This window comes from Massilia oculi (genome assembly GCF_017582745.1).
Classification (GTDB): domain Bacteria; phylum Pseudomonadota; class Gammaproteobacteria; order Burkholderiales; family Burkholderiaceae_D; genus Telluria; species Telluria oculi_A.
In genome coordinates this window covers 40,414-65,137 of sequence record NZ_JAFVIM010000017.1, presented here as the reverse complement: position 1 = coordinate 65,137, position 24,724 = coordinate 40,414, and the positions used below count along the sequence as shown (strand labels likewise).

Annotated in this window: 27 protein-coding genes; 14 read left to right on the top strand and 13 right to left on the bottom strand. The window is 64.6% G+C overall.

All coding sequences use genetic code 11. The features are described from left to right. Positions 1-22: 22 nt before the first annotated feature. Genes J3U95_RS18805 through J3U95_RS18795 form a run of 3 tightly spaced genes read left to right on the top strand, consistent with a single transcriptional unit; the run spans position 23 to position 3,194 of the window. Positions 23-838 carry a DUF4198 domain-containing protein gene (locus tag J3U95_RS18805; protein ID WP_208280193.1) on the top strand — a complete coding sequence of 272 codons (816 nt, stop codon included), beginning with the start codon at positions 23-25 and terminating at the stop codon, positions 836-838. 5 nt (positions 839-843) lie between these two features. Further along, on the top strand, positions 844-1,854 hold the full coding sequence (locus J3U95_RS18800; protein WP_229519940.1) for an FAD:protein FMN transferase: 1,011 nt from the start codon (positions 844-846) through the stop codon (positions 1,852-1,854). Beyond that, positions 1,851-3,194 carry a sulfite reductase subunit alpha gene (locus J3U95_RS18795; protein WP_208280192.1) on the top strand — a complete coding sequence of 448 codons (1,344 nt, stop codon included), beginning with the start codon at positions 1,851-1,853 and terminating at the stop codon, positions 3,192-3,194. Before J3U95_RS18800 ends, J3U95_RS18795 begins: the two co-directional genes overlap by 4 nt. Positions 3,195-3,256: 62 nt before the next feature. On the opposite strand, the gene J3U95_RS18790 is transcribed toward J3U95_RS18795, so the two are convergent. Continuing rightward, positions 3,257-3,601: a KGG domain-containing protein gene (locus tag J3U95_RS18790; protein ID WP_208280191.1), complete on the bottom strand. Its 345-nt coding sequence runs from the start codon at positions 3,599-3,601 to the stop codon at positions 3,257-3,259. Between the two features lie 260 nt (positions 3,602-3,861). Here J3U95_RS18790 and J3U95_RS18785 point away from each other — a divergent pair, with 260 nt between their 5' ends. The 6 genes from J3U95_RS18785 to J3U95_RS18760 all read left to right on the top strand — a co-directional run bounded on the left by J3U95_RS18785 (position 3,862) and on the right by J3U95_RS18760 (position 7,987). Next, on the top strand, positions 3,862-5,358 hold the full coding sequence (locus tag J3U95_RS18785; RefSeq protein WP_208280190.1) for an ATP-binding protein: 1,497 nt from the start codon (positions 3,862-3,864) through the stop codon (positions 5,356-5,358). Next, entirely contained in the window at positions 5,355-6,017 is a 663-nt protein-coding gene (locus J3U95_RS18780) for a response regulator (protein ID WP_208280189.1), read from the top strand. Before J3U95_RS18785 ends, J3U95_RS18780 begins: the two co-directional genes overlap by 4 nt. 63 nt (positions 6,018-6,080) lie before the next feature. Continuing rightward, complete coding sequence (locus J3U95_RS18775; protein ID WP_208280188.1) at positions 6,081-6,491, top strand: hypothetical protein; 411 nt, start codon at positions 6,081-6,083, stop codon at positions 6,489-6,491. 41 nt (positions 6,492-6,532) lie between these two features. Next, positions 6,533-6,706 (top strand): oxidoreductase-like domain-containing protein, encoded by a 174-nt coding sequence (locus J3U95_RS18770; protein ID WP_208280187.1) that lies wholly within the window; start codon positions 6,533-6,535, stop codon positions 6,704-6,706. A gap of 62 nt (positions 6,707-6,768) precedes the next feature. Continuing rightward, entirely contained in the window at positions 6,769-7,233 is a 465-nt protein-coding gene (locus J3U95_RS18765; RefSeq protein ID WP_208280186.1) for a DUF421 domain-containing protein, read from the top strand. A 151-nt stretch (positions 7,234-7,384) separates the two neighbouring features. Next, entirely contained in the window at positions 7,385-7,987 is a 603-nt protein-coding gene (locus tag J3U95_RS18760) for a CHRD domain-containing protein (protein WP_208280185.1), read from the top strand. On the opposite strand, the gene gluQRS is transcribed toward J3U95_RS18760, so the two are convergent. The 4 genes from gluQRS to J3U95_RS18740 all read right to left on the bottom strand — a co-directional run bounded on the left by gluQRS (position 7,959) and on the right by J3U95_RS18740 (position 10,883). After that, the gene (gluQRS, locus tag J3U95_RS18755) at positions 7,959-8,888 is read right to left on the bottom strand and encodes a tRNA glutamyl-Q(34) synthetase GluQRS (RefSeq protein ID WP_208280184.1); all 930 of its coding nucleotides are present in this window, start codon (positions 8,886-8,888) and stop codon (positions 7,959-7,961) included. The two genes, J3U95_RS18760 and gluQRS, sit on opposite strands and share 29 nt — an antisense overlap. Positions 8,889-8,892: 4 nt before the next feature. Then, entirely contained in the window at positions 8,893-9,384 is a 492-nt protein-coding gene (locus tag J3U95_RS18750; protein ID WP_208280183.1) for a nuclear transport factor 2 family protein, read from the bottom strand. Positions 9,385-9,464: 80 nt separating this feature from the next. After that, positions 9,465-9,872 (bottom strand): nucleoside diphosphate kinase regulator, encoded by a 408-nt coding sequence (rnk, locus tag J3U95_RS18745; RefSeq protein ID WP_005666172.1) that lies wholly within the window; start codon positions 9,870-9,872, stop codon positions 9,465-9,467. A gap of 336 nt (positions 9,873-10,208) precedes the next feature. Beyond that, positions 10,209-10,883 (bottom strand): thiol:disulfide interchange protein DsbA/DsbL, encoded by a 675-nt coding sequence (locus J3U95_RS18740; protein ID WP_208280182.1) that lies wholly within the window; start codon positions 10,881-10,883, stop codon positions 10,209-10,211. A 138-nt stretch (positions 10,884-11,021) separates the two neighbouring features. On the opposite strand from J3U95_RS18740, the gene J3U95_RS18735 reads away from it, so the two are divergent. Next, positions 11,022-11,771 (top strand): hypothetical protein, encoded by a 750-nt coding sequence (locus J3U95_RS18735; RefSeq protein ID WP_208280181.1) that lies wholly within the window; start codon positions 11,022-11,024, stop codon positions 11,769-11,771. A gap of 12 nt (positions 11,772-11,783) precedes the next feature. Here the strand turns inward: J3U95_RS18735 and gltA are convergent, their stop codons facing one another. The 7 genes from gltA to J3U95_RS18700 all read right to left on the bottom strand — a co-directional run bounded on the left by gltA (position 11,784) and on the right by J3U95_RS18700 (position 18,026). Continuing rightward, positions 11,784-13,085 (bottom strand): citrate synthase, encoded by a 1,302-nt coding sequence (gene gltA / locus J3U95_RS18730; RefSeq protein WP_208280180.1) that lies wholly within the window; start codon positions 13,083-13,085, stop codon positions 11,784-11,786. Positions 13,086-13,181: 96 nt separating this feature from the next. Then, the gene (locus tag J3U95_RS18725; protein ID WP_005666165.1) at positions 13,182-13,460 is read right to left on the bottom strand and encodes an FAD assembly factor SdhE; all 279 of its coding nucleotides are present in this window, start codon (positions 13,458-13,460) and stop codon (positions 13,182-13,184) included. Between the two features lie 190 nt (positions 13,461-13,650). Then, a complete protein-coding gene (locus tag J3U95_RS18720; RefSeq protein WP_208280179.1) occupies positions 13,651-14,361 on the bottom strand; it encodes a succinate dehydrogenase iron-sulfur subunit in 711 nt (236 codons plus the stop codon). Positions 14,362-14,412: 51 nt separating this feature from the next. Beyond that, positions 14,413-16,191 carry a succinate dehydrogenase flavoprotein subunit gene (gene sdhA / locus J3U95_RS18715; protein WP_208280178.1) on the bottom strand — a complete coding sequence of 593 codons (1,779 nt, stop codon included), beginning with the start codon at positions 16,189-16,191 and terminating at the stop codon, positions 14,413-14,415. Between the two features lie 2 nt (positions 16,192-16,193). Beyond that, the gene (gene sdhD, locus J3U95_RS18710; RefSeq protein ID WP_005666160.1) at positions 16,194-16,562 is read right to left on the bottom strand and encodes a succinate dehydrogenase, hydrophobic membrane anchor protein; all 369 of its coding nucleotides are present in this window, start codon (positions 16,560-16,562) and stop codon (positions 16,194-16,196) included. A gap of 3 nt (positions 16,563-16,565) precedes the next feature. Further along, positions 16,566-16,991 (bottom strand): succinate dehydrogenase, cytochrome b556 subunit, encoded by a 426-nt coding sequence (sdhC, locus tag J3U95_RS18705; protein WP_208280177.1) that lies wholly within the window; start codon positions 16,989-16,991, stop codon positions 16,566-16,568. Between the two features lie 270 nt (positions 16,992-17,261). Then, positions 17,262-18,026, bottom strand: a complete 765-nt coding sequence (locus J3U95_RS18700; protein WP_208280176.1) for a GntR family transcriptional regulator — start codon at positions 18,024-18,026, stop codon at positions 17,262-17,264. A gap of 320 nt (positions 18,027-18,346) precedes the next feature. On the opposite strand from J3U95_RS18700, the gene J3U95_RS18695 reads away from it, so the two are divergent. The 4 genes from J3U95_RS18695 to acnA all read left to right on the top strand — a co-directional run bounded on the left by J3U95_RS18695 (position 18,347) and on the right by acnA (position 23,811). Beyond that, on the top strand, positions 18,347-19,336 hold the full coding sequence (locus J3U95_RS18695) for a malate dehydrogenase (protein ID WP_208280175.1): 990 nt from the start codon (positions 18,347-18,349) through the stop codon (positions 19,334-19,336). Between the two features lie 102 nt (positions 19,337-19,438). Next, on the top strand, positions 19,439-20,428 hold the full coding sequence (locus tag J3U95_RS18690; protein ID WP_208280174.1) for an HpcH/HpaI aldolase/citrate lyase family protein: 990 nt from the start codon (positions 19,439-19,441) through the stop codon (positions 20,426-20,428). 7 nt (positions 20,429-20,435) lie between these two features. Next, positions 20,436-20,981, top strand: coding sequence for a hypothetical protein (locus J3U95_RS18685; RefSeq protein WP_208280173.1), 546 nt, complete (start codon positions 20,436-20,438; stop codon positions 20,979-20,981). A 121-nt stretch (positions 20,982-21,102) separates the two neighbouring features. Continuing rightward, the gene (acnA, locus tag J3U95_RS18680; RefSeq protein WP_208280172.1) at positions 21,103-23,811 is read left to right on the top strand and encodes an aconitate hydratase AcnA; all 2,709 of its coding nucleotides are present in this window, start codon (positions 21,103-21,105) and stop codon (positions 23,809-23,811) included. A 92-nt stretch (positions 23,812-23,903) separates the two neighbouring features. On the opposite strand, the gene J3U95_RS18675 is transcribed toward acnA, so the two are convergent. Beyond that, positions 23,904-24,587: a Fe2+-dependent dioxygenase gene (locus tag J3U95_RS18675; RefSeq protein WP_208280171.1), complete on the bottom strand. Its 684-nt coding sequence runs from the start codon at positions 24,585-24,587 to the stop codon at positions 23,904-23,906. Between the last annotated feature and the right edge of the window lie 137 nt (positions 24,588-24,724).

The following is a 24,724-nucleotide window of genomic DNA, read 5'->3' as shown; positions in this document are numbered from 1 at the left end:
ACAATACAATCAGGAGAACCCCATGCAACAGAATAAATTCTACAAGGCCGCCATCGTCGGCCTGATGCTCGCCGGCGCCTCGATGACGGCCCAGGCCCACCGCGCCTGGATCCTGCCGAATACCGCCATGGTCGATTCGAAGGAAGCCTGGGTCACGATCGATGCCGCGATCTCGAACGAAGTGTTCGAGTTCAACCACCATCCGCTGCGCCTGGACAATCTGGTGATCACCGATCCGGACGGCGTGCAGGCCAAGGCCGAGGGCGCCGTGGTCGGCAAGTACCGCAGCACGCTCGACCTGCGCCTGCCGAAGGGCGGCACCTATCGCCTGGCGATCGTCAACAATAACCTGATGGGCAGCTACAAGCTGAACGGCGAGACCAAGCGCTTCCGCGGCGCCGCCGGCAGCCCGGCGGTCGCGATTCCCGCCGGCGCCACCGAGGTGCAGACCACGGCCGTCCACTCGCGCAACGAAACCTTCGTCTCGGCCAACAAGCTCAGCGACACGGCGCTGAAGCCGGTCGGCGAAGGCCTGGAAATGATCCCGCTGACCAACCCGTCCGACCTGCGCGTGGGCGAACCGATCCGCGTGCGCTTCCACCTCGACGGCAAGCCGGTCGCCAACCTGCCGTTCAGCATCGTGCAGGGCACCGTCAAATACCGTGGCTCCTCGGGCGAGCAGCGCCTGACGACCGATGCCAAGGGCGAAGCCTCGTTCACCGTCCCGGCGGCGAATATGTACTGGCTCAGCGCCGGCTTCCCGTTCGGTGAAGGCAAGCCGCAGCCGGGCGCCAAGCGCTACAGCTACGCGGCCACGCTCGAAGTCCTGCCGCAATAAGTACGATGCGCGACGTTCTCGTTCCGCTGGAAGTCGACATGGCGCTGCCGCCCGGCGGCAGCACCTTGTACACGGCTGCCGGCACCGCGATGGGCACCGGCTGGTCGGCGCGGCTGATGCTGCCGCCCGGCGCCGACGGCGCCGCCCTGACGCTTGCCCTGCAGGGTGAACTGGACGAGATCGTCGCGCAGATGAGTCATTGGGAGCCCGACTCCCTGCTGTCGCGCTACAACCATGCCCCGGCCGGCAGCTGGCATGCGCTGCCGCCGCAATTCTTCGAGGTCGCCGACTACGCGCTGCGGGTGCATGAAGACAGCTGCGGCGCCTACGATCCCGCCGGCGGGCAGCTGGTGAACCTGTGGGGCTTCGGCGCCACCCGGCGCTACGACCAGGCCGGCTTTTATGCGCCGGACGCAGCCGCGATCGGCGCCGCGCTGGCGCAGCGCGGCGCCAGTCAACCTGTGCTCGACCGCGCCACGCGCCGCCTGCTGCAGCCGGGCGGCGCCCTGCTCGATTTTTCTTCCGTCGCCAAGGGCTATGCGGTCGACTGCATGGCGCGCTGCCTGGAACAGCGCAGCGTGCGCCACTACGTGGTCGAGGCCGGCGGCGAGCTGCGCGGCGCGGGCGCCAAGGCCAATGGCGAGCCGTGGTGGGTGGAGATCGAAGGGGTGCCGGATGCCGACGGCTCGGCCATGCAGGCCGTGGTCGCCCTGCATGGCCTGGCGATCGCCACCTCGGGCGACTACCGCCGCTATTTTCAGCATGGCTCCCGGCGCGCGGTGCACACCCTCGATCCGCGCAGCGGCTATCCGGTTGCGGGCGGCGTCGCCTCGGTGACCGTGCTGGCGTCCACCTGCATGGCGGCCGACGCCCTGTCCACCGCGCTCACCGTGCTGGGTCCCGACGACGGCCTCGCCTTCGCCGAGGCGCGCGGCATCGCGGCGCGCTTCCTGGTGCGCGCACCTGGCGGCCTGCTCGAGACCACGTCCGGCGCCTGGCGCGCTTTACTGCAATGATGTTGACGATCGAACCCCTGCGCTGGGGCGGCGCCCTCGCGCTGTCCGGCGCCTATCTCGCCATGTGCCTCGGCATCTGGCGCACCCGCCTGGCGCGCACCCGCGCCGCGGGCGGCGCGGCCGACTGGCTCGTGGTCCACGCCAGCCAGACCGGTAGCGCCGAATTCCTGGCCGAACGCACCGCCGCCACCCTGGCCCTCGGCGGCCTCGACGCGCGCGCCGCCTGCATGTCGACCGTGGACGCCGCGCAGCTGGCCGCGGCCTCGCGCGTGCTGTTCATCTGCAGCACCTATGGCGAAGGCGATGCGCCGGATACCGGCGCGCGCTTCGCCGGCCACACGATGGGCGAAACGCTCGACCTGTCGCAGCTGCACTATGGCGTGCTGGCGCTGGGCGATGCGACCTACACCAATTACTGCGGCTTCGGCCGCGCATTGGACGCCTGGCTGCGCGAGCGCGGCGCCACGCCGCTGTTCGACCGGATCGACGTCGACCGCGGCGCGCCCGAGGCCCTGGACGCCTGGCAGCACCACCTGAGCCACCTGGCCGGCACCAGCGACGCGCCGGACTGGGACGCGCCGGCCTACGGCGAGTGGCGCATCGCCAGCCGCGTCCAGCTGAACCCCGGCAGCGCCGGCGCGCCGCTGTACCGTATCGCCCTGGTGCCGCGCGATGGCCTGCTGCCCGCGTGGGAGGCAGGCGACCTGGCCCAGGTCAGCGCGCCACTCGACCCGGACCATCCGCGCGAGTATTCGATCGCTTCGGTGCCGGGCGAAGGCCGGCTCGAACTGCTGGTGCGTTTGCAGACGCGCGAGGACGGTACGCCAGGCGCGGCGTCCGGCTGGCTGTGCGTGTGCGCGGACCCGGACGACACGATCCGCCTGCGCGTGCGCGCCCATGCGCGTTTCCGGCTGGGCACGAATGCGGGACGCCCCCTGATCGCGATCGGCAACGGCAGCGGCCTGGCAGGTTTGCGTTCGCTGCTCAAGGCGCGCATCGATGCGGGGACGTACCGCAGCTGGCTGCTGTTCGGCGAGCGCAATGCCGCCCACGACTATCTATGCCGCGAGGAACTGGAAGCGTGGCGCGATGCCGGCATGCTGGCGCGGCTCGACCTGGCGTTTTCTCGCGACGGGGGTCAGGCGCGCTACGTGCAGCACCTGGTGAATGCACACCAGGAAGAGCTGCGCCGCTGGGTCGCGGATGGCGCGGCGATCTATGTCTGCGGCAGCCTGCAAGGCATGGCCGGCGGCGTGCATGATGCGCTCGTGTCGGCGCTCGGACCCGATACGGTCGAGGACATGATGGCCAACGGGCGCTACCGGCGCGATGTGTATTAAATAAAGCAGAACCGCCGGCAAATGCCGGCGGTATCGATCAACCTAGCTGAATTGAAACAGCGTTAGCGGTTGTCGTTCTTGTGGCTTTGACGCCCTGCTTCGGCGTGCTGTTCCGGCGTACCGCCCTGGACGCCCTTCTGCTGGCTGCCCTGGCTACGACCGCTTTGCTGGCTGCCCTGGCCGCGGCCGCTCTGCTGGCTGCCCTGGTTCAGATTGCTCTGCTGGTTGCTCGAACCGTGCGAAGCACGGCCGCCCTCGCTGGCGATTTCACGCTGGCGCTCCGGATCCATCGACGCAAAACCTTGCTTGCCGCTCCCCTGGTTGCCCTGGTTGCCGCTCTGGCTATTGCCTTGCTGCGAGTACTGGTTGTTGCCCTGCGGGTTGTTGTTACGCGAATTGTTTGCCATGATTGACTCCTTTTCATCGTACACAAATGTCAGCGGTGCTGACTCGAAGGACTCCATCGTAGCCATCTAGAAGCGCGCTGGACACCAAAAACAGGCAGTGATCCTGTAGGACATTGCCCCACTGGCCCATGCGTCTGGACTGGCATATTGAAAGAAAAATGAGATATGAATTTGCCAGTTTGTAGAATGATAATTGTTAAAATAGAAGCGCTGCGAAAGAAATTAGCTACGTCGAGACATCCTTATCTCCTTGCGGCAATATGAAGATCGGCATCGGGCACCGTCTTTTCATCGCCGTCCTGCTCGCCATTCTCACGGTGGCCGGCGCAGGCGTTTTATTACTTCGGCACAAGGTCCTGGGCAGTTTCGGCGACTACGCCGTCGGTATCGAACTCGACCGGCTGGACGGCTTGTCGAACGCCGTGGCGCGCCAGTACCGGGACCATAACGGCTGGACTTTCGTGCCTGGCGGCGATGCGCGACGCGGCTGGATCACGCAGGAACTGGCGCACCTGCAGACGAGCCGTGTGGCCGCACCGGTCATGCCGGTCGCGCCGGCGCCGCCAGCGCCGCCCGCCATGCCGGCGGCGCCGGTCCCTCCCGCACCACCGGCGCCGCCGCTTCCCCCGCTGCCGCCACCCGCGCCGACCGGCGCCACCCAGGACCTGCACGCTCGCATCACCCTGTTCGACGCCGCCGGCGGCTACCTGGCCGGGCGCCTCCCCGGCACGCTGCCGCTGGCGCGGCGCCCGATCGAGGTAGATGGCCGCACCGTCGGCTACCTCGGCGTGGCGCGCAGCCACCGGCCGAGCGATGCCATGGCTTACGCCTTCCTGTCCGAGCTGCAGCACAGCCTATGGCTGATCGGCGCCGTCGCCGTCGTGCTGAGCGCCCTGGCGGCGATCCTGCTGGCGCGCCACTTCCGTCATCCGATCGACCAACTCGCGCGCGGCGCCGCCACGCTTGCCGCCGGCGACTACGGGGTGCGCCTGCCGGACGCGCGCAGCGACGAACTGGGCGCGCTGGCGCGCCATTTCAATGTGCTGGCCGAGCGCCTCGACGGCGCCGAAACGGCGCGCCGCCAGTGGGTGGCCGATACCTCGCACGAGTTGCGCACCCCGCTGGCCGTGCTGCGCGCCCAACTGGAAGCGATCCAGGACGGTGTGCGCCAGGCCTCGCCGGAAGCCATCGACGCCATGGGGCGCCAGGTGAGGTCCCTGACCAGGCTGATCGACGAGCTGTACGCGCTGGCGCGCGCCGACGTCGGCGCGCTCGAGTGCCGGCGCGAAGCGCTCGACCTGTGGGCGCTGGCGACCAGCGAAGCTGGCGCCTTCGCCGCGCGCTTCCAGGCAGCCGGGATTGCGCTCGACATTGCCGCTGCGCCCACGGAGTCACGGGTGCTGGCCGACCCGGACCGCATGCGCCAGGTATTCGCCAACCTGTTCGAGAACAGCCTGCGCTATACCGCGGCTGGTGGCGCGGTGCGCCTCACCGCGCATGCAGACGCCGGCCGCCTGCATCTGCTGCTCGATGACAGCGCGCCTGGCGTGCCGGATGAAGCGCTGGCCCGGCTGTCCGAGCGCTTCTACCGGGTCGACGCCTCGCGCAGCCGTGAACATGGCGGCGCCGGACTCGGGCTGGCCCTGTGCCGGCAGTTGCTGGAGGCGCAGGGCGCCGCCCTCGCCTTCGCCCATTCGCCGCTTGGCGGCCTGCGCGTGACCATGTCGCTCCCTTTGGACGGAAAGGAAAACGCATGAGCGTCGCCCTCATGATCGTCGAGGACGAGCCCGAACTGGCATCCGTCATCGCCGACTACGCGCAGGCTGCGGGCTATGCGCCGGCCGTGTTCGGCGACGGTGCGCAGGCGCTGGCCGCGATCCGGCGCGCACCGCCCGCCCTGGTTGTGCTCGATCTGATGCTGCCGGGAATGGACGGTCTGGCGCTGTGTCGCGCGGTGCGCGCCTTCTCCAGCGTGCCGATCGTGATGGTGACGGCGCGGGTGGAAGAAGTCGACCGCCTGCTGGGCCTGGAAACGGGCGCCGACGATTACCTGTGCAAACCGTTCAGCCCGCGCGAGCTGATGGCGCGCATCAAGGCCATCCTGCGCCGCAGCGGGGCGCAGGAGGCTGCGCCCGTGTTGGCCCTGGACGAAGCCGCGCGCCGCGTCGCTCTCCACGGCCAGGCGCTCGAACTGACGCCGAGCGAGTACGCGATCCTGGCCGCCCTGGCGCGCCGTCCCGGCCAGGTGCTGTCGCGCGCGCAGTTGCTCGACGCGGCCAGGGCCGACCACCTCGACGCCACCGACCGCGCGATCGACAGCCACGTCAAGAACCTTCGGCGCAAGATCGACGCCGTCGCCCCTGGCCTGGAACCGATCCGCTCGATCTACGGGCTCGGTTATCGCTGCGATCTCTAGCCTCCATTTTTTCTCCACATTCGGTAGGCACGATGGTGTTCATCGCCACCGAGGAGAACAACCATGCAAAGAACCATCCCGCTGATCCTGGCCGCCCTGCTCGCGCTGGGCGCTACCACCGCCGACGCCGGCATCCACTATGTGTGCGAGGCGGCGCGCGGCAAGTGCCCCAAGCCGCCAGTGCCGCCTGCGCCTCCCGCGCCTCCCGCCCCACCCGCGCCACCGGCCCCGCCGACGATCGACGGCCAGGCGGCGCCAGCCATTCCCGCGAGGCCCGCTCCACCGGCGCCTCCCGCGCCGCCGGAAATCGACCTGCCCGAGATTCCCGCCGCCTTCCACGCGGCCTGCCAAGGCAAGCATGACGGCACCCGGCTGAACCTGACCATGCGCCCCGGCGAAGGCATGGGCGGCGTGTGCGAGGATGAAGGCGGCAAGATGGTGTTCCACCTGCGCAGCTACCATCGCGCGGATTGAGTACGGTCGACGCCAGGCCCGGCATCCTCTATGCTGGGGCCATGACGCCCGCCGCCCCGACCAGCCCCCGCCCCGAACCGCCCGTCGCGCCCGAACTCGAGGATTGCTGCCGCAGCGGCTGCGTGCCTTGCGTGTTCGACCTGTATGAAGACGAACTGGCGCGCTATGAAGCCGCGCTCGCGGCATGGGAAGCAGCGCAGGCGACACGCAAATGAAAGTCATTGTGTTAGTAAATTGATTACAATGAGCTGAATCGTGTCATGCCTGTGGAGGGCTCATGCTCGACCTCGATCTTCCATGGTGGGAACTGATTGCGCGTGGCGCGATCGTGTATTGCGCGCTGCTCATCATGATGCGCCTGTCCGGCCGCCGCACCGTCGGCCAGTTCACGCCGTTCGACCTGCTGGTGGTGATGCTGCTGTCGGAGGCGGTATCCAACTCGATGACCGGCGGCGACGAATCGCTGTTCGGTGGCCTGATCATCGCTGCGACGCTGGTCGCGCTGACCGTGCTGTTCGCCTTCCTCACTTCACGCAGCAAGAAGCTCGAGGAGCTCATCGAGGGCAGCCCCGTGCTGATCGGCCGCGACGGCGTGTTCTTCGACAAGGTCATGAAGCGCTGCCGTCTCTCCGACAGCGACGTCGAGGAAGCGCTGCGCGAGGCCGACTGCCCCCGCCCCGAGATGAAGTGCGCCTTCCTCGAAGCGGACGGGCGGATCAGCATCCTGCGTAATCCTCAATAGCCTCATCGCTCTTGCTCGAACTGCCGAGATTTCTCAGCAGCCTTTGACCACCCGTATGGTGTGGGCGGGCCGCTCTTGCTGTGCTAATTTTTTGGGCACCGCTGCCAGTCCGGCGGCGCGATTGGTTTCTTTCCTGATCAGGAGGTCTACCATGAAACGAGCCCTCACCGTATTAGCGCTGGCCGCGTCGACCCTGGTCGCCGCCACCAGCCAGGCCGCGCCGGTCTACTACCGCGCGGTTGCCAGCGGCCCCGCCGAAGACATTCCCAACGGTTCGCCTGGATCGAGCGTATCGAGCTTCGAGATCGACGACCTCACCCTGCGCGCCGAGGTGCCGTTCCGCGACCTGTCCAGCCCGACCATCAGCGCCCACATCCATTGCTGCACGGTGGACGCCTTCCGTGGCGTGGGGCCGGTCGCCATTCCCTTCACCGACTTCCCGCTGCAGGTCACGGCCGGCGCCTACGCGGCCACTTTCGACCTGGGCGACCCCGCGGTCTACGATCCCGACTTCCTGGCCGCTAACGGCGGCACGCCGCAGCTGGCCAGTGGCGCGCTGATCGATGCGTTCAACGGCAACCAGGCCTACGTCAACATCCATACCGAGCGCTATACGGGCGGAGAAATCCGCGGCTTCGCGGTCGCGGCCCCTATTCCGGAACCGCACACCTGGGCGATGATGGGGATGGGCCTGGGCATGCTGGCGCTGCTGGCGCGGCGCCGTTTCACTCCGCAGCCGCGCCTGGCGAAGTAGTTTCCGCGGCTGCGCGACGCGCCAGCAGGCGGCCCCAGGCCGGGATCGCCGCCTGCCAGAAGTCCTGGCGCGAGCGTGGCTGCGCGCCTTCCAGTTCGAGATCGAGGAAGCGGGCCGATGCCAGTAACGCACCGACGGCGGCGGGTTCGTCCCCCGCCGTCACCGCCAGCGCGCCAGTCTGCTTCGACAGTTTCTCGCCGTTCTCGTTGCGCACCACCGGCACGTGCAGGTAGCGCGGCGTCGGCACGCCCAGCAGGCGCTGCAGGAAGATCTGGCGCGGCGTCGAATCGAGCAGGTCGGCGCCGCGCACGACGTCGGTCACGCCCTGCTCGGCATCGTCCACCACCACCGCCAGCTGATAGGCCCAGAATCCGTCGGCCCGCTTCAGCAGGAAGTCGCCCGAGTCGCGCGCCAGGTGCTGCGTGACCTTGCCCGCGAAGCGGTCGATGAAGGTGATCTCATCAAGGCCGGCCTCGGGCACGCGCACGCGCAGGCTGCGCATGCTGCGGCCCGGCCCCAGGCCATGGCGGCAGGTGCCGGCATAGATCGCCGCGCCGTCGGGCGCGAAGCCCAGGCGCGAATCGGCGATCTCGCGCCGGTTGCAGCCGCAGGGATAGGTGTCTTGCGCGATTCGCTCGGCCGCCGCCTGGTACAGGTCCTTGCGCCGGCTCTGCCAGACGATCTCGCCATCGGCATGCATGCCCAGCGCATCGAGCAAAGCGAGGATGCCCTCGGCGGCGCCGGCCACGCTGCGGCCTTCGTCGATGTCTTCGATGCGCACCAGCCAGGTGCCGCCATGCCAGCGCGCGTCGAGGTAGCTGGCCAGCGCCGCCACCAGCGAACCGGCGTGCAAAGGGCCGGTGGGCGATGGGGCGAAACGGCCGATATAGGGTTGGCTCACTGGCTTATTTCTTGGCCTTCTTTTCGTGCCCGGAGATGATGCCGGTGACCTGGTCGATCACCTCGTTCGGCACCGCCAGCGAGAGCTGGTAATGGACGATCTCGAAGCCCTTCGCGGTCTTGCGGATCACGCCGCTGGCCATCGCATGACCCATGTTCTTGGTGTCGAGCAATTCGTCGAACCAGATCAGCGACTTGTCGGCGGAAGCATAGACGTTACGGCGGGTCGCCTTGAAAGTCCAGGCCGACTTGGCATCGAAGTACTTCTTCGACCAGGCCTTGAATTCGTCGCGGGTCCACAGCTCGCTACGGTCGGTGCCGATATAGACACCGTCCTTGGCGATCTTGTCGAAATAGGCCATCCGCGTGTTCGCCGCGTCGTCATGCCAGCCGTCGACGAAGGCGTTGACCTGCTTCGTCAGTTCGGCATCGGTGGCGGCGTTGGCGGCGCCAATCAGGCCCAGGCACAGGAAGCAGGCGGTCAGGAAGCGTTTCACAAAAAGTCCCTTCGATAGAGTTTGAGCGCAGTTATTGTACACATGCAAATGTGCAAGCAACACACCACGCTCACGCCCTGTTATCGGTGCAGCTCCCCTGCCCGCTCCGGCTGGTAGTCGATGTCGAGCACGGTAGCCTCGAAGGTACCGCCGCCCGGGCGTTGCCAGGTGATGCTGGCGCCGACGCGCAGGCCCAGCAGCGCCGTGCCGACCGGCGTCAGCACCGACAATTGCTCGCCGCTGTCCTTCATGTCCTTCGGATAGCTCAGGGTCATGGTCACGTCTTCGTCCGAGCCTGCGAAGCGGAAGCGCACGCGCGAATTCATGGTGACGACGTCGGGCGGCATGTCCCACGGCTCGACCATTTCAGCACGCTCGAGTTCGCTCAGCAGGGCGTCGCGCGCATTGGCTTGCGCGGCGGGAAGGCGGTCGAGGATACGTTCGAGACGCTCGAGGTCGAGCCAGGATACGACGATGGAAGGTTTCATGTGTACTCCACAAAATGACCGGATAAGGTCAAGAATGATGACGGCGCCGCATGGTCGATGCGGCGATTCAGGAATGGAGGCGGCCCGGGAGGATGGACAGGCGCTGGCCCGCCGTGTTCCTCACCGAGCCCGGGAAAGCCGGGCGAGGTCGAGGCTGGAAAGGTGCGCCGCTCGGCGCGATGCCACGCACACGCGCACGCCGCCAGCGCCCAGTGGCGATGCGGTGTCAAGCGGTGGCAGGCAAAATGGATTCATGGCGGGCGGCTGGGACGATTAGCGCAGTATAGCCCGCTTTGTCGTCCAGTCAACCGGCCGCTGATCTGGACGATGGCTTATTTACTTGCTGGCAGCGGCCTTGCTCACGAGGGCGTCGAGCACCTGGCCGGTCGCCGTCATCAGCTGGCCCACGTCCTGGATCTTGTTGGCTTGCCGCACCGCATCGGGCGACACGACGTACTTGCCGTCGATGACCACGGTCGGCGTGCCGCTCACCTTGTAGGCGTTGGCGATCTGCGACAGGCGCTTGAGCTTGGTCTGCACGCCGAACGAGTTCCACGCTTCCATGAATTTCGCCTTGTCCAGGCCAGCGGCCGCTGCCCAGGCGATGATGTCGTCGTCCTTCATCAGGCGCTTGCGTTCGACGTGCACGGCGCGGAACACGCGGTGGTGGTATTCATCGAGCTTGCCCATCGCTTCCAGCGTCAGGAACAGGCGCGCTTCCGGGTCGAGCGGCCCCTGGAACGGCAGCGGAATGCGGCGCATGACGATATTGTCGCCCTGCTTCTTCGTCCAGTTGACGAGAGTCGGCTCGAATGCATTGCAGGCGCCGCAGTGGTAGGCGAAGAACTCGATCACTTCGACCTTCTTGCCGGTGGCTTGGGTGGCCTGCGGCATAGCCAGGGTCGTGAATTCGGCGCCGTTGCGCGGGTCTGTGGGCGACGCGTTTGCGACACCAGCCGCCATTGCGGCCGCAATCAAGACAAAATACGGGGCAAAACGCATGAGACGCATACCTTTCCTTCGGCAAATAATCGGTGATGGCGACATTACCACTTTTTCACGCGTTGGCTTGCGCTAGCGCACGACGATGCCATTGCTCCATCCTACAGTGAAGCGGCACGTCTTGTGCATGAGCCAAAGGGAAACTCTATGTCGACCCATACCTGGATTGCCGCCCTGGTCCTGGGAGCCCTGCCTTTATGCGCTTTTGCAGAACCGCTGGGCGTGAACACGCATACGTCCGGAAGGATCACCTCAATTGAAAACAGTTTCCATGAACTTGGCGGCGCCCTGCAGCCGGGCATGCCCATCCACATCGATTTCGATCACGAGACAAATACCTCGTTCTCCACGCTGGAATCCGGCACATGGGCGACCATGCCCGCCTCGGGTTTTTTTCAATTCGGCGTGACGGTCGGCGCGGCCTACCTGGGTTTGCGCTCGCCCGACACCTCCGGTGACCCGAATCTGTTCAACCAGTTCCGGCTGCGTGACGACGTTCGCAACGCCGCGGGCGACCTGGTCGACGTGTTCGAGCTGACCGCCCGCGCCCATGCCCAATACGATAGCGTGACCTACACCTTCAGCGCGAACCTGGAATTCGCTCCGAGTACCTTCGACGATCTCGACAACTGGTCAATCCTGGCCTTGAAAGACGCCTTGCCGCTGGCTGGAACAATGCACCTGAACCGGGTCGCCGAAGGCTGGGACGGCACGCTCGTGGTCAGCGACCTGTTTGCTGACCTGAGCGGGTTCGACGCGCGGTTCGAGGGCCCTGGCGCGGTGGTGCCGGTGGCGGAACCCGCGCAGTACGCGTTGCTGCTCGCCGGCCTCATGGCCATGGCCGGTTCAGGCGCGGCGCGGCAAAAAAAAAGCGGGCCGAAGCCCGCTTTCCGATGACGCGCGTCTTGATTAACGCTTGTCGATGCTCGGCACATCGCGCACCGGCGAACCGATGAACAGCTGACGTGGACGGCCGATCTTCTGCTCCGGATCGGCGATCATTTCGTTCCACTGGGCGATCCAGCCGATGGTACGGGCCATGGCGAAGATACCGGTGAACATCGAGGTCGGGATGCCCAGGGCCGATTGCACGATGCCCGAGTAGAAGTCGACGTTCGGGTACAGCTTGCGCGAGACGAAGTATTCGTCGTTCAGGGCGATCTTTTCCAGTTCCATTGCCAGCTTGAACAGCGGGTCGTCCTGCAGGCCCAGCTCGTTCAGCACTTCGTGGCAGGTTTCGCGCATCAGCTTGGCGCGTGGGTCGAAGTTCTTGTACACGCGGTGACCGAAGCCCATCAGCTTGACGCCCGAGTTCTTGTCCTTGACCTTCTCGATGAAGGCAGGGATGTTCTCGACCGAACCGATCTCTTTCAGCATGTTCAGTGCCGCTTCGTTGGCGCCGCCGTGGGCAGGGCCCCACAGGCAGGCGATGCCGGCTGCGATACAGGCGAACGGGTTGGCGCCCGACGAACCGGCCAGGCGGACGGTCGAGGTCGATGCGTTCTGCTCGTGGTCCGCGTGCAGGATCAGGATACGGTCCAGGGCGCGCACGAGCACGTCGTTGACCTTGTACTCTTCGCACGGGTTGCCGAACATCATGTACATGAAGTTGGCGCTGTACGACAGGTCGTTGCGCGGGTACATGAACGGCTGGCCGATCGAGTATTTGTAGGCCATCGCGGCCAGCGTCGGCAGCTTGGCGATCAGGCGGATCGCCGAGATCTCGCGCTGCTTGGCATCGTTGATGTCCAGCGAGTCGTGGTAGAACGAGGCCAGCGCGCCGACGGTGCCGACCAGCACCGACATCGGGTGCGCGTCACGGCGGAAGCCACGGAAGAAGAAGTTCATCTGCTCGTGGATCATCGTGTGCTTGGTCACGGTGTCGCTGAACTTCGCTTTCTGCTCGGCGTTCGGCAGTTCGCCGTTCAGCAGCAGGTAGCAGGTCTCCAGGAAGTCGCAGTTGACGGCCAGTTGCTCGATCGGGTAGCCGCGGTACAGCAGCTCGCCCTTGTCACCGTCGATGTAGGTGATGCTCGAGTTGCACGAGGCGGTCGACATGAAGCCAGGATCGTAGGTGAACTTGCCGGTCTGGCCGTACAGCTTGCGGATGTCGATGACGTCCGGGCCGATGGTGCCCTTGTAGATTGGCATGTCGACCGACGGGCTGCCGTCCGAGAACGACAGGGTGGCTTTGGTATCAGAGATGTTCATGGCACTTCCTTCTTGTGGGAGTGGGTTCTACAAAATAAAACGAAACCGGAGGGCGCCGCGACCAGCCCGCGAGACAGACCGGATGCCCAATTTCGCTTACGCTTGCCGCAACCGCGCCAGCAAGGCACGCACATGCGGCAGGTCGACTTCGCCGGAAGGCTCGGAGCGTCCCAGCAACAGGTCCATCAACGGGTTGTCCGCCAGATCGAGCAGACGGGTCAGCGCATCGACCTCTTCGTCGGTCAGTTCTTCTTCGTGCGCATCGAGGAAGCGCGTGAGAATCAGATCGTTCTCGAGCAATCCCCGACGTGCGCGCCAACGCAGGCGGGCACGGTTGGCGGGATCGGATTGATGCGCGTTTGCACTAGGTTTCACACTAGAGTCCGTTGTTGGTTCGACATCATACTCCGGCTGCCGCGATTCGGCAGTACGGTACTTTTACTGTATTGCTTCGGCATATTTAATGCCAAAACGGGTGATGCACACGTGCGTCGACCGCCCGCGCTCAACGCACGTCTGCACACCACATGCGGCGCCTTCCCGGCCGCCGCATGCATGACACCAATTAAATGGCGCGACGAACCAGCAATTCCTTGATCTTGCCGATCGCCTTGTTCGGATTCAGGCCCTTCGGACACACGTCCGTGCAGTTCATGATCGAGTGGCAGCGGAACAGGCGGTAAGGATCTTCCAGGTTGTCCAGGCGGTCGTTGGTCGCTTCGTCGCGCGAGTCGGCGATGAAGCGGTAGGCCTGCAGCAGGCCGGCCGGGCCGACGAACTTGTCCGGGTTCCACCAGAACGACGGGCACGAGGTCGAGCAGCAGGCGCACAGGATGCATTCGTACAGGCCGTCGAGCTCTTCGCGCTCTTCCGGCGACTGCAGGCGCTCTTTCTCGGGCTTGATCGAGTCGTTGATCAGGTACGGCTTGACCGAGTGGTACTGCTTGAAGAAGTTGGTCATGTCGACGATCAGGTCGCGCACCACCGGCAGGCCCGGCAGAGGACGCAGCACGATCGGCTGGGTCAGCTCGTTCAGGTTGGTGGTGCAGGCCAGGCCGTTCTTGCCGTTGATGTTCATCGCGTCCGAACCGCACACGCCTTCACGGCAGGAGCGGCGCAGGGCCAGCGAATCGTCGACGTCCGACTTGATGCGCTGCAGTGCGTCCAGCAGCATCTTGTCGGTGTCTTTCAGCTCGACGGTCACGTCTTGCATGTATGGCTTCGTATCCTTGTCCGGATCGTAGCGGTAGATTTTCAGTTGGACGGTGCGTGCCATTTGATTACCTGTTGTATCTGGCCGGGGCGCGATGCCCCGGCCCAGTCAATATTAGAAAGTACGGGCCTTCGGCTTGAAGGTCTCGACGGTCAGCGGTTTCTGCACCACGGGCTTGTACTCGAGGCGGTTGTTCTCCGAGAACCACAGGGTGTGCTTCATCCAGTTCGCGTCGTCGCGGTTCGGGTAGTCGCTGTGGGCGTGGGCGCCGCGCGATTCCGGACGGGCCGCTGCCGACACGATGGTCGCCTTCGCGGTCTCGATCAGGTTGTCGAGTTCCAGCGCTTCCACGCGGGCGGTGTTGAACACCTTCGACTTGTCCTGGAACGACACGTGCTTGCGACGCTCGTCGAGCTTCATGATCTCCTTGACGCCCGCTTCCAGCAGTTCCTGGGTACGGAACACGCCGCAGTATTTCTGCATCGTGGCGCGGATGTCGTTGGCGACGTGCTGCACTTTTTCGCCGCCGACCGAGGTCTCGAGCTTGTTCAGGCGCGCCAGGGCGAAGTCGGCCGCGTCCGCAGGCAGCGGCTTGTTCGCCTTCTGCTTCAGGTTCGACGCCACCACGTGGTTGCCGGCCGCGCGGCCGAAGACCACCAGGTCGAGCAGCGAGTTGGTGCCCAGGCGGTTCGCGCCGTGGACCGAGACGCAGGCGCATTCGCCGATCGCGTACAGGCCATTGACGATCTTCTGGCCGCCGGCGCCGTCAGGCGCGACCACTTGACCGTGGATATTGGTCGGGATGCCGCCCATCTGGTAGTGGATGGTCGGAACGACCGGAATCGGTTCCTTGGTCGCGTCGACGTTGGCGAACTTGTGGCCGATTTCCAGGATCGAAGGCAGGCGCTTCTCGATGGTGTCCTTGCCGATGTGGCGCAGGTCCAGCAGCACGTGGTCCTTGTTCGGACCGCAGCCGCGGCCTTCCTTGATCTCCTGGTCCATCGAACGCGACACGAAGTCGCGCGGCGCCAGGTCCTTCAGGGTCGGTGCATAGCGCTCCATGAAGCGTTCGCCGTTCGAGTTGATCAGGATACCGCCCTCGCCGCGCACACCTTCGGTGATCAGGACGCCGGCGCCCGAGACACCCGTTGGGTGGAACTGCCAGAACTCCATGTCTTGCAGTGGCAGGCCGGCGCGCGCCGCCATGCCCATGCCGTCGCCGGTGTTGATGAACGCGTTCGTGGAAGCCGCGAAGATGCGGCCTGCGCCGCCGGTGGCGAAGATGGTGGTCTTCGCTTCCAGGATCATCACGTCGCCGGTTTCCATTTCCAGGGCCATCACGCCGACCACGTCGCCATCGGCGTCGCGGATCAGGTCGAGGGCCATCCACTCGACGAAGAAGTGGGTGCGGGCGCGGACGTTACGCTGGTACAGGGTGTGCAGCAGCGCGTGGCCGGTACGGTCGGCCGCGGCGCAGGCGCGCTGGACCGGCTTTTCGCCGAAGTTCGCGGTGTGGCCGCCGAACGGACGCTGGTAGATGGTGCCGTCCGGGTTACGGTCGAACGGCATGCCGAAGTGTTCCAGCTCGTACACGACCTTTGGTGCTTCGCGGCACATGAATTCGATCGCATCCTGGTCGCCCAGGTAGTCGCCACCCTTGACGGTGTCGAACATATGCCAGTACCAGTCGTCCTCGCTCATATTGCCCAGCGAGGCGCCGATGCCGCCCTGCGCCGCGACGGTGTGCGAGCGGGTCGGGAAGACCTTCGACAGCACGGCCACGTTCAGGCCGGCTTCGGCCAGTTGCAGCGAGGCGCGCATGCCGGAACCACCGGCGCCAACGATGACCGCGTCAAAACGACGGGTAGGAATTGCAGTTTTGATTGCTGCCACGATTACACACTCCAGAGAATTTGCACGGTATAGGCGACGCAGCCCACCAGCCAGAAGATGGTGATGAATTGCAGCGTCAGGCGCAGGCCGACGTTCTTGACGTAGTCCATCCAGATATCGCGGATGCCGACCCAGGCGTGGTAGTACAGGCCCAGGAAGGTGACCATCGACAGCAGCTTGAACCACTGCTTCGCGAACAGGCCGGCCCAGCCTTCATACGTGAAATTCTGGCCGGACAGGAACATGGCCAGCAGGACGACGGTGTAGACCGCCATGAGGATCGCGGTAACGCGCTGGGCCAGCCAGTCGCGGAAGCCATAATGGGCGCCGACGACGAGGCGGCGCTGGCCGATATTATTCTTGCTTGCCATGGTTTAGAACACTCCGAACAGTTTCAGGCCGACCAGGGCGGTCAGCAGCAGGCTGATGATCAGCACCCAGCGCGCGGTCGATTGGGCTGCGTCCTTGTCCAGGGCAAAGTGATTGTCCATGAACAGGTGGCGGATGCCGGCGGTGAAGTGGTGCAGGTAAGCCCAGGACAGGCCCAGCAGGATGATCTTGACCAGCGGGTGCGACACGATGCCGGCGAAGTAGCCGAACGACGATTCCGACAGCAGGCTCTGCTGGAACAAATACAGCAGGAACGGCAGCAGCAGGAACAGCCCGGCGCCGCTGACCCGGTGCAGGATCGACACGATCGCCGACGGCGGCATCCGATATTTCGTCGTGATATCGCCGATTCCGACGTTGCGATACACCGGCCGCCCTTTCTTGCTTGCTTCTCTCACGGCTTCCGACATGATGGTACACCTCCCATTTATGACAAATTTTTGTATGAACCCTGCATTCTTGCCGATTTCACGGCCTGGTCCGGGAAAGTGGGACCAGGCCAGCGGGACAGCGAGCGGCGAACCGGGTCATGTCCGTCGCGTACCCAAAACCAATATATTTTAATCGCATTCGCGCGATCGCCGCAGAGGGTAGTTTTATCCCATTTGGCTATTTTCCGAATTATTTGAAAAGACAGAAAACAGAGAATATTTACTCGTCTGTTTTCAGCTTTATTCTCCTTAAGACAATTCGTTCAAATAATGGTGTTTCGCGGTCGAGTACAGCTCGCGGCGCAGTTCGACGGCCTTGTCGCCGTAGGTGAACGACACCCGCTCGCCCAACAGCAGCGGCGTGCCCGGCGCCACCTTCAGGTGCTCGGCCGTGGCCGCGTCGGCCGACACCGCGCGGATCTTCTCGGTCGCGCGGATCATGCGCGTGCCGAACTCGGTCTCGAACAGGCCGTACATCGGGCCCTTGTATTCCTGCAGCCGCTCCGCGCTCAAACCCTTGAACAGTTGCCCCGGCAGCCACAGCTCTTCCAGGATGGTCGGCTGGCCGTCGAACGACTGCACGCGCTTGATGTAGACCACGGCGTCGCCCGACTTGAGATCGAGCAGGCGCGCGACCTCGGCCGGCGCGCGAATTCGCTTGACCTCGAGGAAGCGGTTCTCGGGATGATGGGGGACGCCTTCATCTGGCATCAGCCGCAGGAAGCGGAAATGGGCGCGCTCTTCGGCGTGGCTGGCAACGAAGGTGCCCTTGCCCTGGCGCCGCAGCACGAGGTTCTCGGCGGCCAGCTCGTCGATTGCCTTGCGCACGGTGCCCTGGCTGACCTTGAAACGGGCCGCCAGCTCGACTTCGCTCGGCATGAGTTCGCCAGGTTTCCATTCACCGGCCTGCAGGCTCTGGGTGATCAGCGCCTTGATCTGCTGGTAGAGGGGCCGGAACGACGGCGAGCCACTGCTGACAGGATCAACGGCCGGATTGGACGGGGCGGAATTCATAGACCGCGATTTCACCACAAAAGTGCATGACCGTCCAGTATTAGAGGTCTTTAGATATGTGTCTTATATAAGACATATGATATTGAATTGACAGACCAAACGGCAGAGGAATACACTCATGGCCGACCGGGAGTCGGCGCCACTCTTGACATCATTGTACGCGCGCGACACCCGTCTTTTGACCTTGAAGGCTTGAAGTGCGCTTTTGGTATCATTGCAGCCTCACCCAACCGCAGTGAAAGTAACTTGTAACCAAACAGGCGTATGCTCGGCGTCGACACCGGCGCAAACCGTTTTCATTCCCACTTTGGAGATTCATCATGGCTAAAACCCCAATGCGCGTCGCCGTCACCGGCGCGGCCGGCCAGATCGGCTATTCCCTGCTGTTCCGCATCGCCAACGGCGACATGCTGGGCAAGGACCAGCCGGTCATCCTTCAGCTGCTCGAGATCGACAACGAGAAGGCACAGAAGGCGCTCAAGGGCGTCATGATGGAAATCGACGACTGCGCATTCCCGCTGCTCGAAGGCATGACCGCCCACTCGGATCCGATGACCGCCTTCAAGGACGTCGACGTCGCCCTGCTGGTCGGCGCCCGCCCACGCGGCCCGGGCATGGAGCGCAAGGACCTGCTGGAAGCCAACGCCCAGATCTTCACCGTGCAAGGTAAAGCCCTGGACGCCGTCGCTTCGCGCAACGTCAAGGTGCTGGTGGTCGGCAACCCGGCCAACACCAACGCCTACATCGCGATGAAATCGGCCCCTAGCCTGCCGGCCAAGAACTTCACCGCCATGCTGCGCCTGGACCACAACCGCGCCCTGTCGCAAGTGGCCGCCAAGACCGGCAAGGCCGTCAAGGACATCGAAAAGATGGTCGTGTGGGGCAACCACTCGCCGACCATGTACGCCGACTACCGCTTCGCCACCGCCGGCGGCGAGTCGATCAAGGACCTGATCAACGACCAGGAATGGAACGCCAACACCTTCCTGCCGACCGTCGGCAAGCGCGGCGCCGCCATCATCGAAGCGCGCGGCCTGTCGTCGGCTGCTTCGGCCGCCAACGCCGCCATCGACCACGTGCGCGACTGGGTGCTGGGCACCAACGGCAAGTGGACCACCATGGGTATCCCTTCGGATGGTTCCTACGGTATCCCTGAAGGCACCATGTTCGGCTTCCCGGTCACCACCGAGAACGGCGAATACACCATCGTCCAGGGCCTGGACATCGATGCATTCTCGCAAGAGCGCATCAACCTGACCCTGAAAGAGCTGGAAGAAGAGAAAGCCGGCGTCGCTCACCTGCTGGGCTGATGCTGAATATGGCGCACGACGATTGCCGTGCGCCAACAACGCCGTGCCCTTGAACCGGCACGGCGGTTTTACGTGGTAACCAAGCGTTGTAAATAGAGAGATATGCATCCATCCGAGGTTTTATTCCAGGGCAAACGCCAGCCGCTCCTTCTCCCCGCCTGCGATCACTACGCCGGTTCCGAGAAGCTGATGCGCAAATCGATGGCCCTGCAACAAGAGCTTGGCCCCCTGTTCGACATCACCTTCGACTGCGAAGACGGCGCCACCGCCGGCAGCGAACTGGAGCACGCCATCCTGGTGGCGCAGCTCGTCAACAGCGACGACAACCATTTCGATCGCATCGGCGCGCGCCTGCACGAGCCGGCCAGCCCCCATTTTGCGAAGGACGTCGAATTCATCGTCGGCGGCGCCGGCAAGCGCCTGGCCTATGTGGTCTTGCCCAAGGTGGAGAGCGCGATGGAAGTGACGCGCGCGATCGATCTGATCAACCAGCACGCCCAGGCGGCCGGCCGCGCGGATCTGCCGGTGCACGTGCTGATCGAGACCCACGGCGCGCTGCGCGAAGCCTACGACATCGCCGCCCTGCCCCAGGTCGAATGCCTGTCGTTCGGCATCATGGACTTCGTCTCGAGCCACTACGGCGCGATTCCCGCGAGCGCGATGCGCACCCCGGGCCAGTTCACGCACCCGCTGGTGGTGCGCGCCAAGCTCGAGATGGTGGCGGCCTGCCATGCACACGGCAAGGTAGCGTCGCACAACGTCACGACCGACATCAAGGACAGTCCGACTGTCGCCAACGACGCCCAGCGCGCCGGCGCCGAATTCGGCTTTACCCGGATGTGGAGCATCCATCCGGACCAGATCAAGCCGATCCTGAAGGCCTTTACGCCGCGTCTGTCCGAGGTCAATGAAGCGACGAATATCTTGATGGAGGCCATGGCCGCGGACTGGGGACCGATTGCCCAACATGGCCGCTTGCACGACCGTGCGAGCTACCGATATTATTGGTCGGTGTTGCAGCGTGCCAAACTGGCGGGCCTCGCGCTGCCGGAAGCCGCTGCCGCAATCGTCAACCTCCCCGACAGCGAATAAACCGACCATGGCCACCCTCCTCCCGAAAATGATCGCCGCCTGCGCCGTCGCGCTCGCGGCTGCCGTCGTGTGCGCGCCGGCAAGCGCTGCAGTCACCAAGGAAAAGCATCCGAAAGCGGAAGCGGTCCTGAAAGCGCAAGCCAAGAAGAAACCGACCAAGAAAGCGCAAGCGGCAGCCGCGGCGGCTGCAGCTGCTGCCGCTGCTGCGGTCGCGGCGAACCCGCTCGAAGTCAACGAGCCGGACATCACCGACACCAAGGTGACCGAATACGCTTGCGAACTCGGCAACAAGATCACGATCTATACCAACGAGACCGATGACAGCCATATCGCGCTGCGCTGGAAACAGCGCCTGCACCGCCTGGCGCGCATCGGCACCACCACCGGCGCGCTGCGCTTCGAGAATCCGCACTATGGCCTGATCTGGATCGGTATCCCGTCCAAGGGCATCCTGCTCGACTCGAAGCTCAACCGCCAGTTGGCCAATGAATGCAAGAACGCCGAACAGTCCGCGATCGTGGCGACCGCGGAACCGGAGGCGAGCAAGACTTGAAGATGCGGCGCGGATTTTTTCCCGGAAGTCCATGCCGTTCTGTCGCCCGAAGTTATATCTGGTCCGTTATTTCCGTGAACGCTGCTGTTGAAATAACAATATTCCCACTGAAGGAGAGATTATGTCTCGCAACACTCTGAACACACTGAAGGAATTCCCGATCGGCGCAGGCCAGAGCGGCCAGTTCCATTCGCTGCCGGCGCTGGCGGAAAACCTCGGTGTGAACCTGTCGCGCCTGCCGGTGTCGATCCGTATCGTCCTCGAATCCGTCCTGCGTAACTGCGACGGCAAGAAGGTCACCGAAGAGCACGTCAAGCAAGTCGCCAACTGGGGCGCGACCGCAGAGCGTACCGACGAGATCCCGTTCGTCGTGGCCCGCGTCGTGCTGCAGGACTTCACCGGCGTGCCGCTGCTGGCCGACCTGGCCGCGATGCGCAACGTCGCCGCCAAGATGGGCGCGGATCCAAAGAAGATCGAGCCGCTGGTGCCGGTCGACCTGGTGGTCGACCACTCGGTCACCATCGACCACTTCCGCGAGCCGGGCGCGCTCGACCTGAACATGAAACTGGAATTCCAGCGCAACAACGAGCGCTACCAGTTCATGAAGTGGGGCATGCAGGCCTTCGACACCTTCGGCGTCGTTCCTCCGGGCTTCGGCATCGTCCACCAGGTCAACCTGGAATACCTGGCGCGCGGCGTCATGAAACAGGGCGAGATGTACTACCCTGACACCCTGGTCGGCACCGACTCGCACACCACCATGATCAACGGCGTCGGCGTCGTCGGCTGGGGCGTGGGCGGCATCGAAGCCGAAGCCGGCATGCTGGGCCAGCCGGTATACTTCCTGACCCCGGACGTCATCGGCGTCAACCTGAAGGGCAAGCTGCGCGAAGGCTGCACCGCGACCGACCTGGTGCTGACCATCACCGAGCTGCTGCGCAAAGAAAAGGTCGTAGGCAAGTTCGTCGAGTTCTTCGGCGAAGGCACCCGCTCGCTGTCGACCACCGACCGCGCCACCATCGGCAATATGGCGCCTGAATACGGCGCGACCATGGGCTTCTTCCCGGTGGACGAAGCGACCGTCGACTACTTCCGCGGCACCGGCCGTACCGAAGAAGAACTGGCTGCCTTCGAAGGCTACTACAAGGCCCAGGGCATGTTCGGCATCCCGCAAGAGGGCGAGATCGACTACACCCGCGTGGTGGAACTGGATCTGTCGACCGTGACCCCATCGCTGGCCGGTCCGAAGCGTCCGCAAGACCGTATCGAACTGGGCCACGTGAAGAACACCTTCACCGAGCTGTTCAGCAAGCCGACCACCCAGAACGGCTTCAACAAGAACCCGGACGACCTGCACAAGGTCTACGAGACCACCAACGGCGTGCGCGTGAAGAACGGCGACATCCTGATCGCCGCCATCACCTCGTGCACCAACACCTCGAACCCGAGCGTGCTGCTGGCCGCGGGCCTCCTGGCCAAGAAAGCCGTCGAGCGCGGCCTGACCGTGGCGCCGCACATCAAGTCGTCGCTGGCCCCAGGATCGCGCGTGGTCACCGAGTACTTGACCGCCGCCGGCCTGCTGCCTTACCTGGACAAGCTGGGCTTCGGCGTGACCGCCTACGGCTGCACCACCTGCATCGGCAATGCCGGTGACCTGACCCCGGAACTGAACGCCGCGATCACCCAGAACGACATCGTCGCTGCCGCTGTGTTGTCGGGCAACCGCAACTTCGAAGCACGTATCCACCCGAACATCCGTTCGAACTTCCTGGCCTCGCCACCGCTGGTCGTCGCTTACGCGATCGCCGGCAACATGACGAAAGACCTGATGACCGAGCCAGTGGGCAAGGACAGCAACGGCGTCGACGTCTACCTGGGCGACATCTGGCCGTCGTCGCAGGAAATCGGCGAACTGATGCGCTTCGCGATGAACTCGGACGTCTTCAAGAAGAACTACGCCGACGTCAAGGGCAACCCTGGCGCGCTGTGGGAACGCGTGTCGTCGACCGAAGGTCAAGTCTACAACTGGCCTGAATCGACCTACATCGCCGAACCGCCATTCTTCGCCGACTTCGAGATGACCCCGAAAGCGGCCGCCACCGGCATCACCGGCGCCCGCGCACTGGGCGTGTTCGGCGACTCGATCACCACCGACCACATCTCCCCGGCCGGTTCGATCAAGGAAGACGGTCCTGCAGGCAAGTGGCTCAAGGAACATGACGTCCTCAAAGCGGACTTCAACTCCTACGGCTCGCGCCGCGGCAACCACGAGATCATGATGCGCGGCACCTTCGCCAACGTGCGTATCAAGAACAAGATGATCCCACCGAAGGCCGACGGTTCGGCAGTCGAAGGCGGCATCACCCTGCACCAGCCGACCGGCGAACAGATGTCGATCTACGACGCTGCAATGAAGTACGTGGCCGCGGGCACCCCGACCATGATCTTCGGCGGCGAAGAGTACGGCACCGGCTCGTCGCGCGACTGGGCCGCCAAGGGCACCCAGCTGCTGGGCGTGAAGGCCGTGGTCGTGCGTTCGTATGAGCGCATCCACCGCTCGAACCTGGTCGGCATGGGCGTGCTGCCGCTGCAATTCATCGGCAACGACAGCGTCGAATCGCTGGGCATCACCGGCAAGGAAACCTACGACCTGAAGGGCCTGGAAGGCGAGATCAAGCCGCAACAACTGGCGACCCTGGTGATCCACCGCGAAAACGGCGAATCGCAGGAAGTGCAAGTTCTGCTGCGTATCGACACCCCGATCGAAGTCGACTACTACAAGCATGGCGGCATCCTGCCGTTCGTGCTGCGTCAGCTGCTGGCTGCCTAAATCGGGATAGCCCGCTGCGGCGGGCTGCCTGACAAGCAAAAGGGCTGGAACCTGCGAGGGTTCCAGCCCTTTTCACATCGGCCTCATCGCTTCTATACCTCGGCCCACATCCTCAGCAGGTTGTGATAATGCGCCGTCAGCCCCACCGTGATCTCCGACTCCCCATGCTGCGCGCGCAGCTTCTGGATCCGGGTATCGAGATCGAACAGCATGCCGCGCTTGCCGTCGTCGCGCACCATGCTCTGGGTCCAAAGAAATGAAGCCACCCGTTCGCCGCGCGTCACGGGCCGCACCTGGTGCACGCTGCCCGACGAGTACACGATCGCATCGCCCGCCGCCAGCTTGACCTCGTGGGTGCCGTAAAGATCGACCACTTCCAGCTCGCCTCCCTCGTATTCATCGGGCTCGCTCAGGAACACGGTGGTCGAGACGTCGGCCCGCACCGGCGCACCACCGCCGCGCTGGGCGCGGATGGCGCCATCCACATGCAAGCCGTAATGTTCGCCGCCGCTATATGAATTGAAATAAGGCGCCAGCACCCGCAGCGGCAGCGCGCTGGAAAAGAACATGGGATTCGCCATCAGGGCCGCGCTGACGATCTGGCCCAGTTCGACGGCCAGCGGCGTGCCCTCGCCCAGCTGGCGGTTGCGCTTGACCTTCGCGCCTTGCGGGCCGACGCTCTCGCGGCCATCGAGCCATTCCGGCGCGCCGGCCATGCGGGCGCGGATATGGGCTACCTGGTCCGGCGTCAGCACGCCGGGAATATGCAGCATCATGTCGTTCTTCTTGCTGTCGAACCAACAAAAAAATCCCTCCTGACAGTGTCAGGAGGGCAGAATCCGGTTGCCCGGCGGGGGTGGTACTCCGTGAGAAACATCCGTCAGTGCTTTCCCGGTCACCAACGGCTACTGCT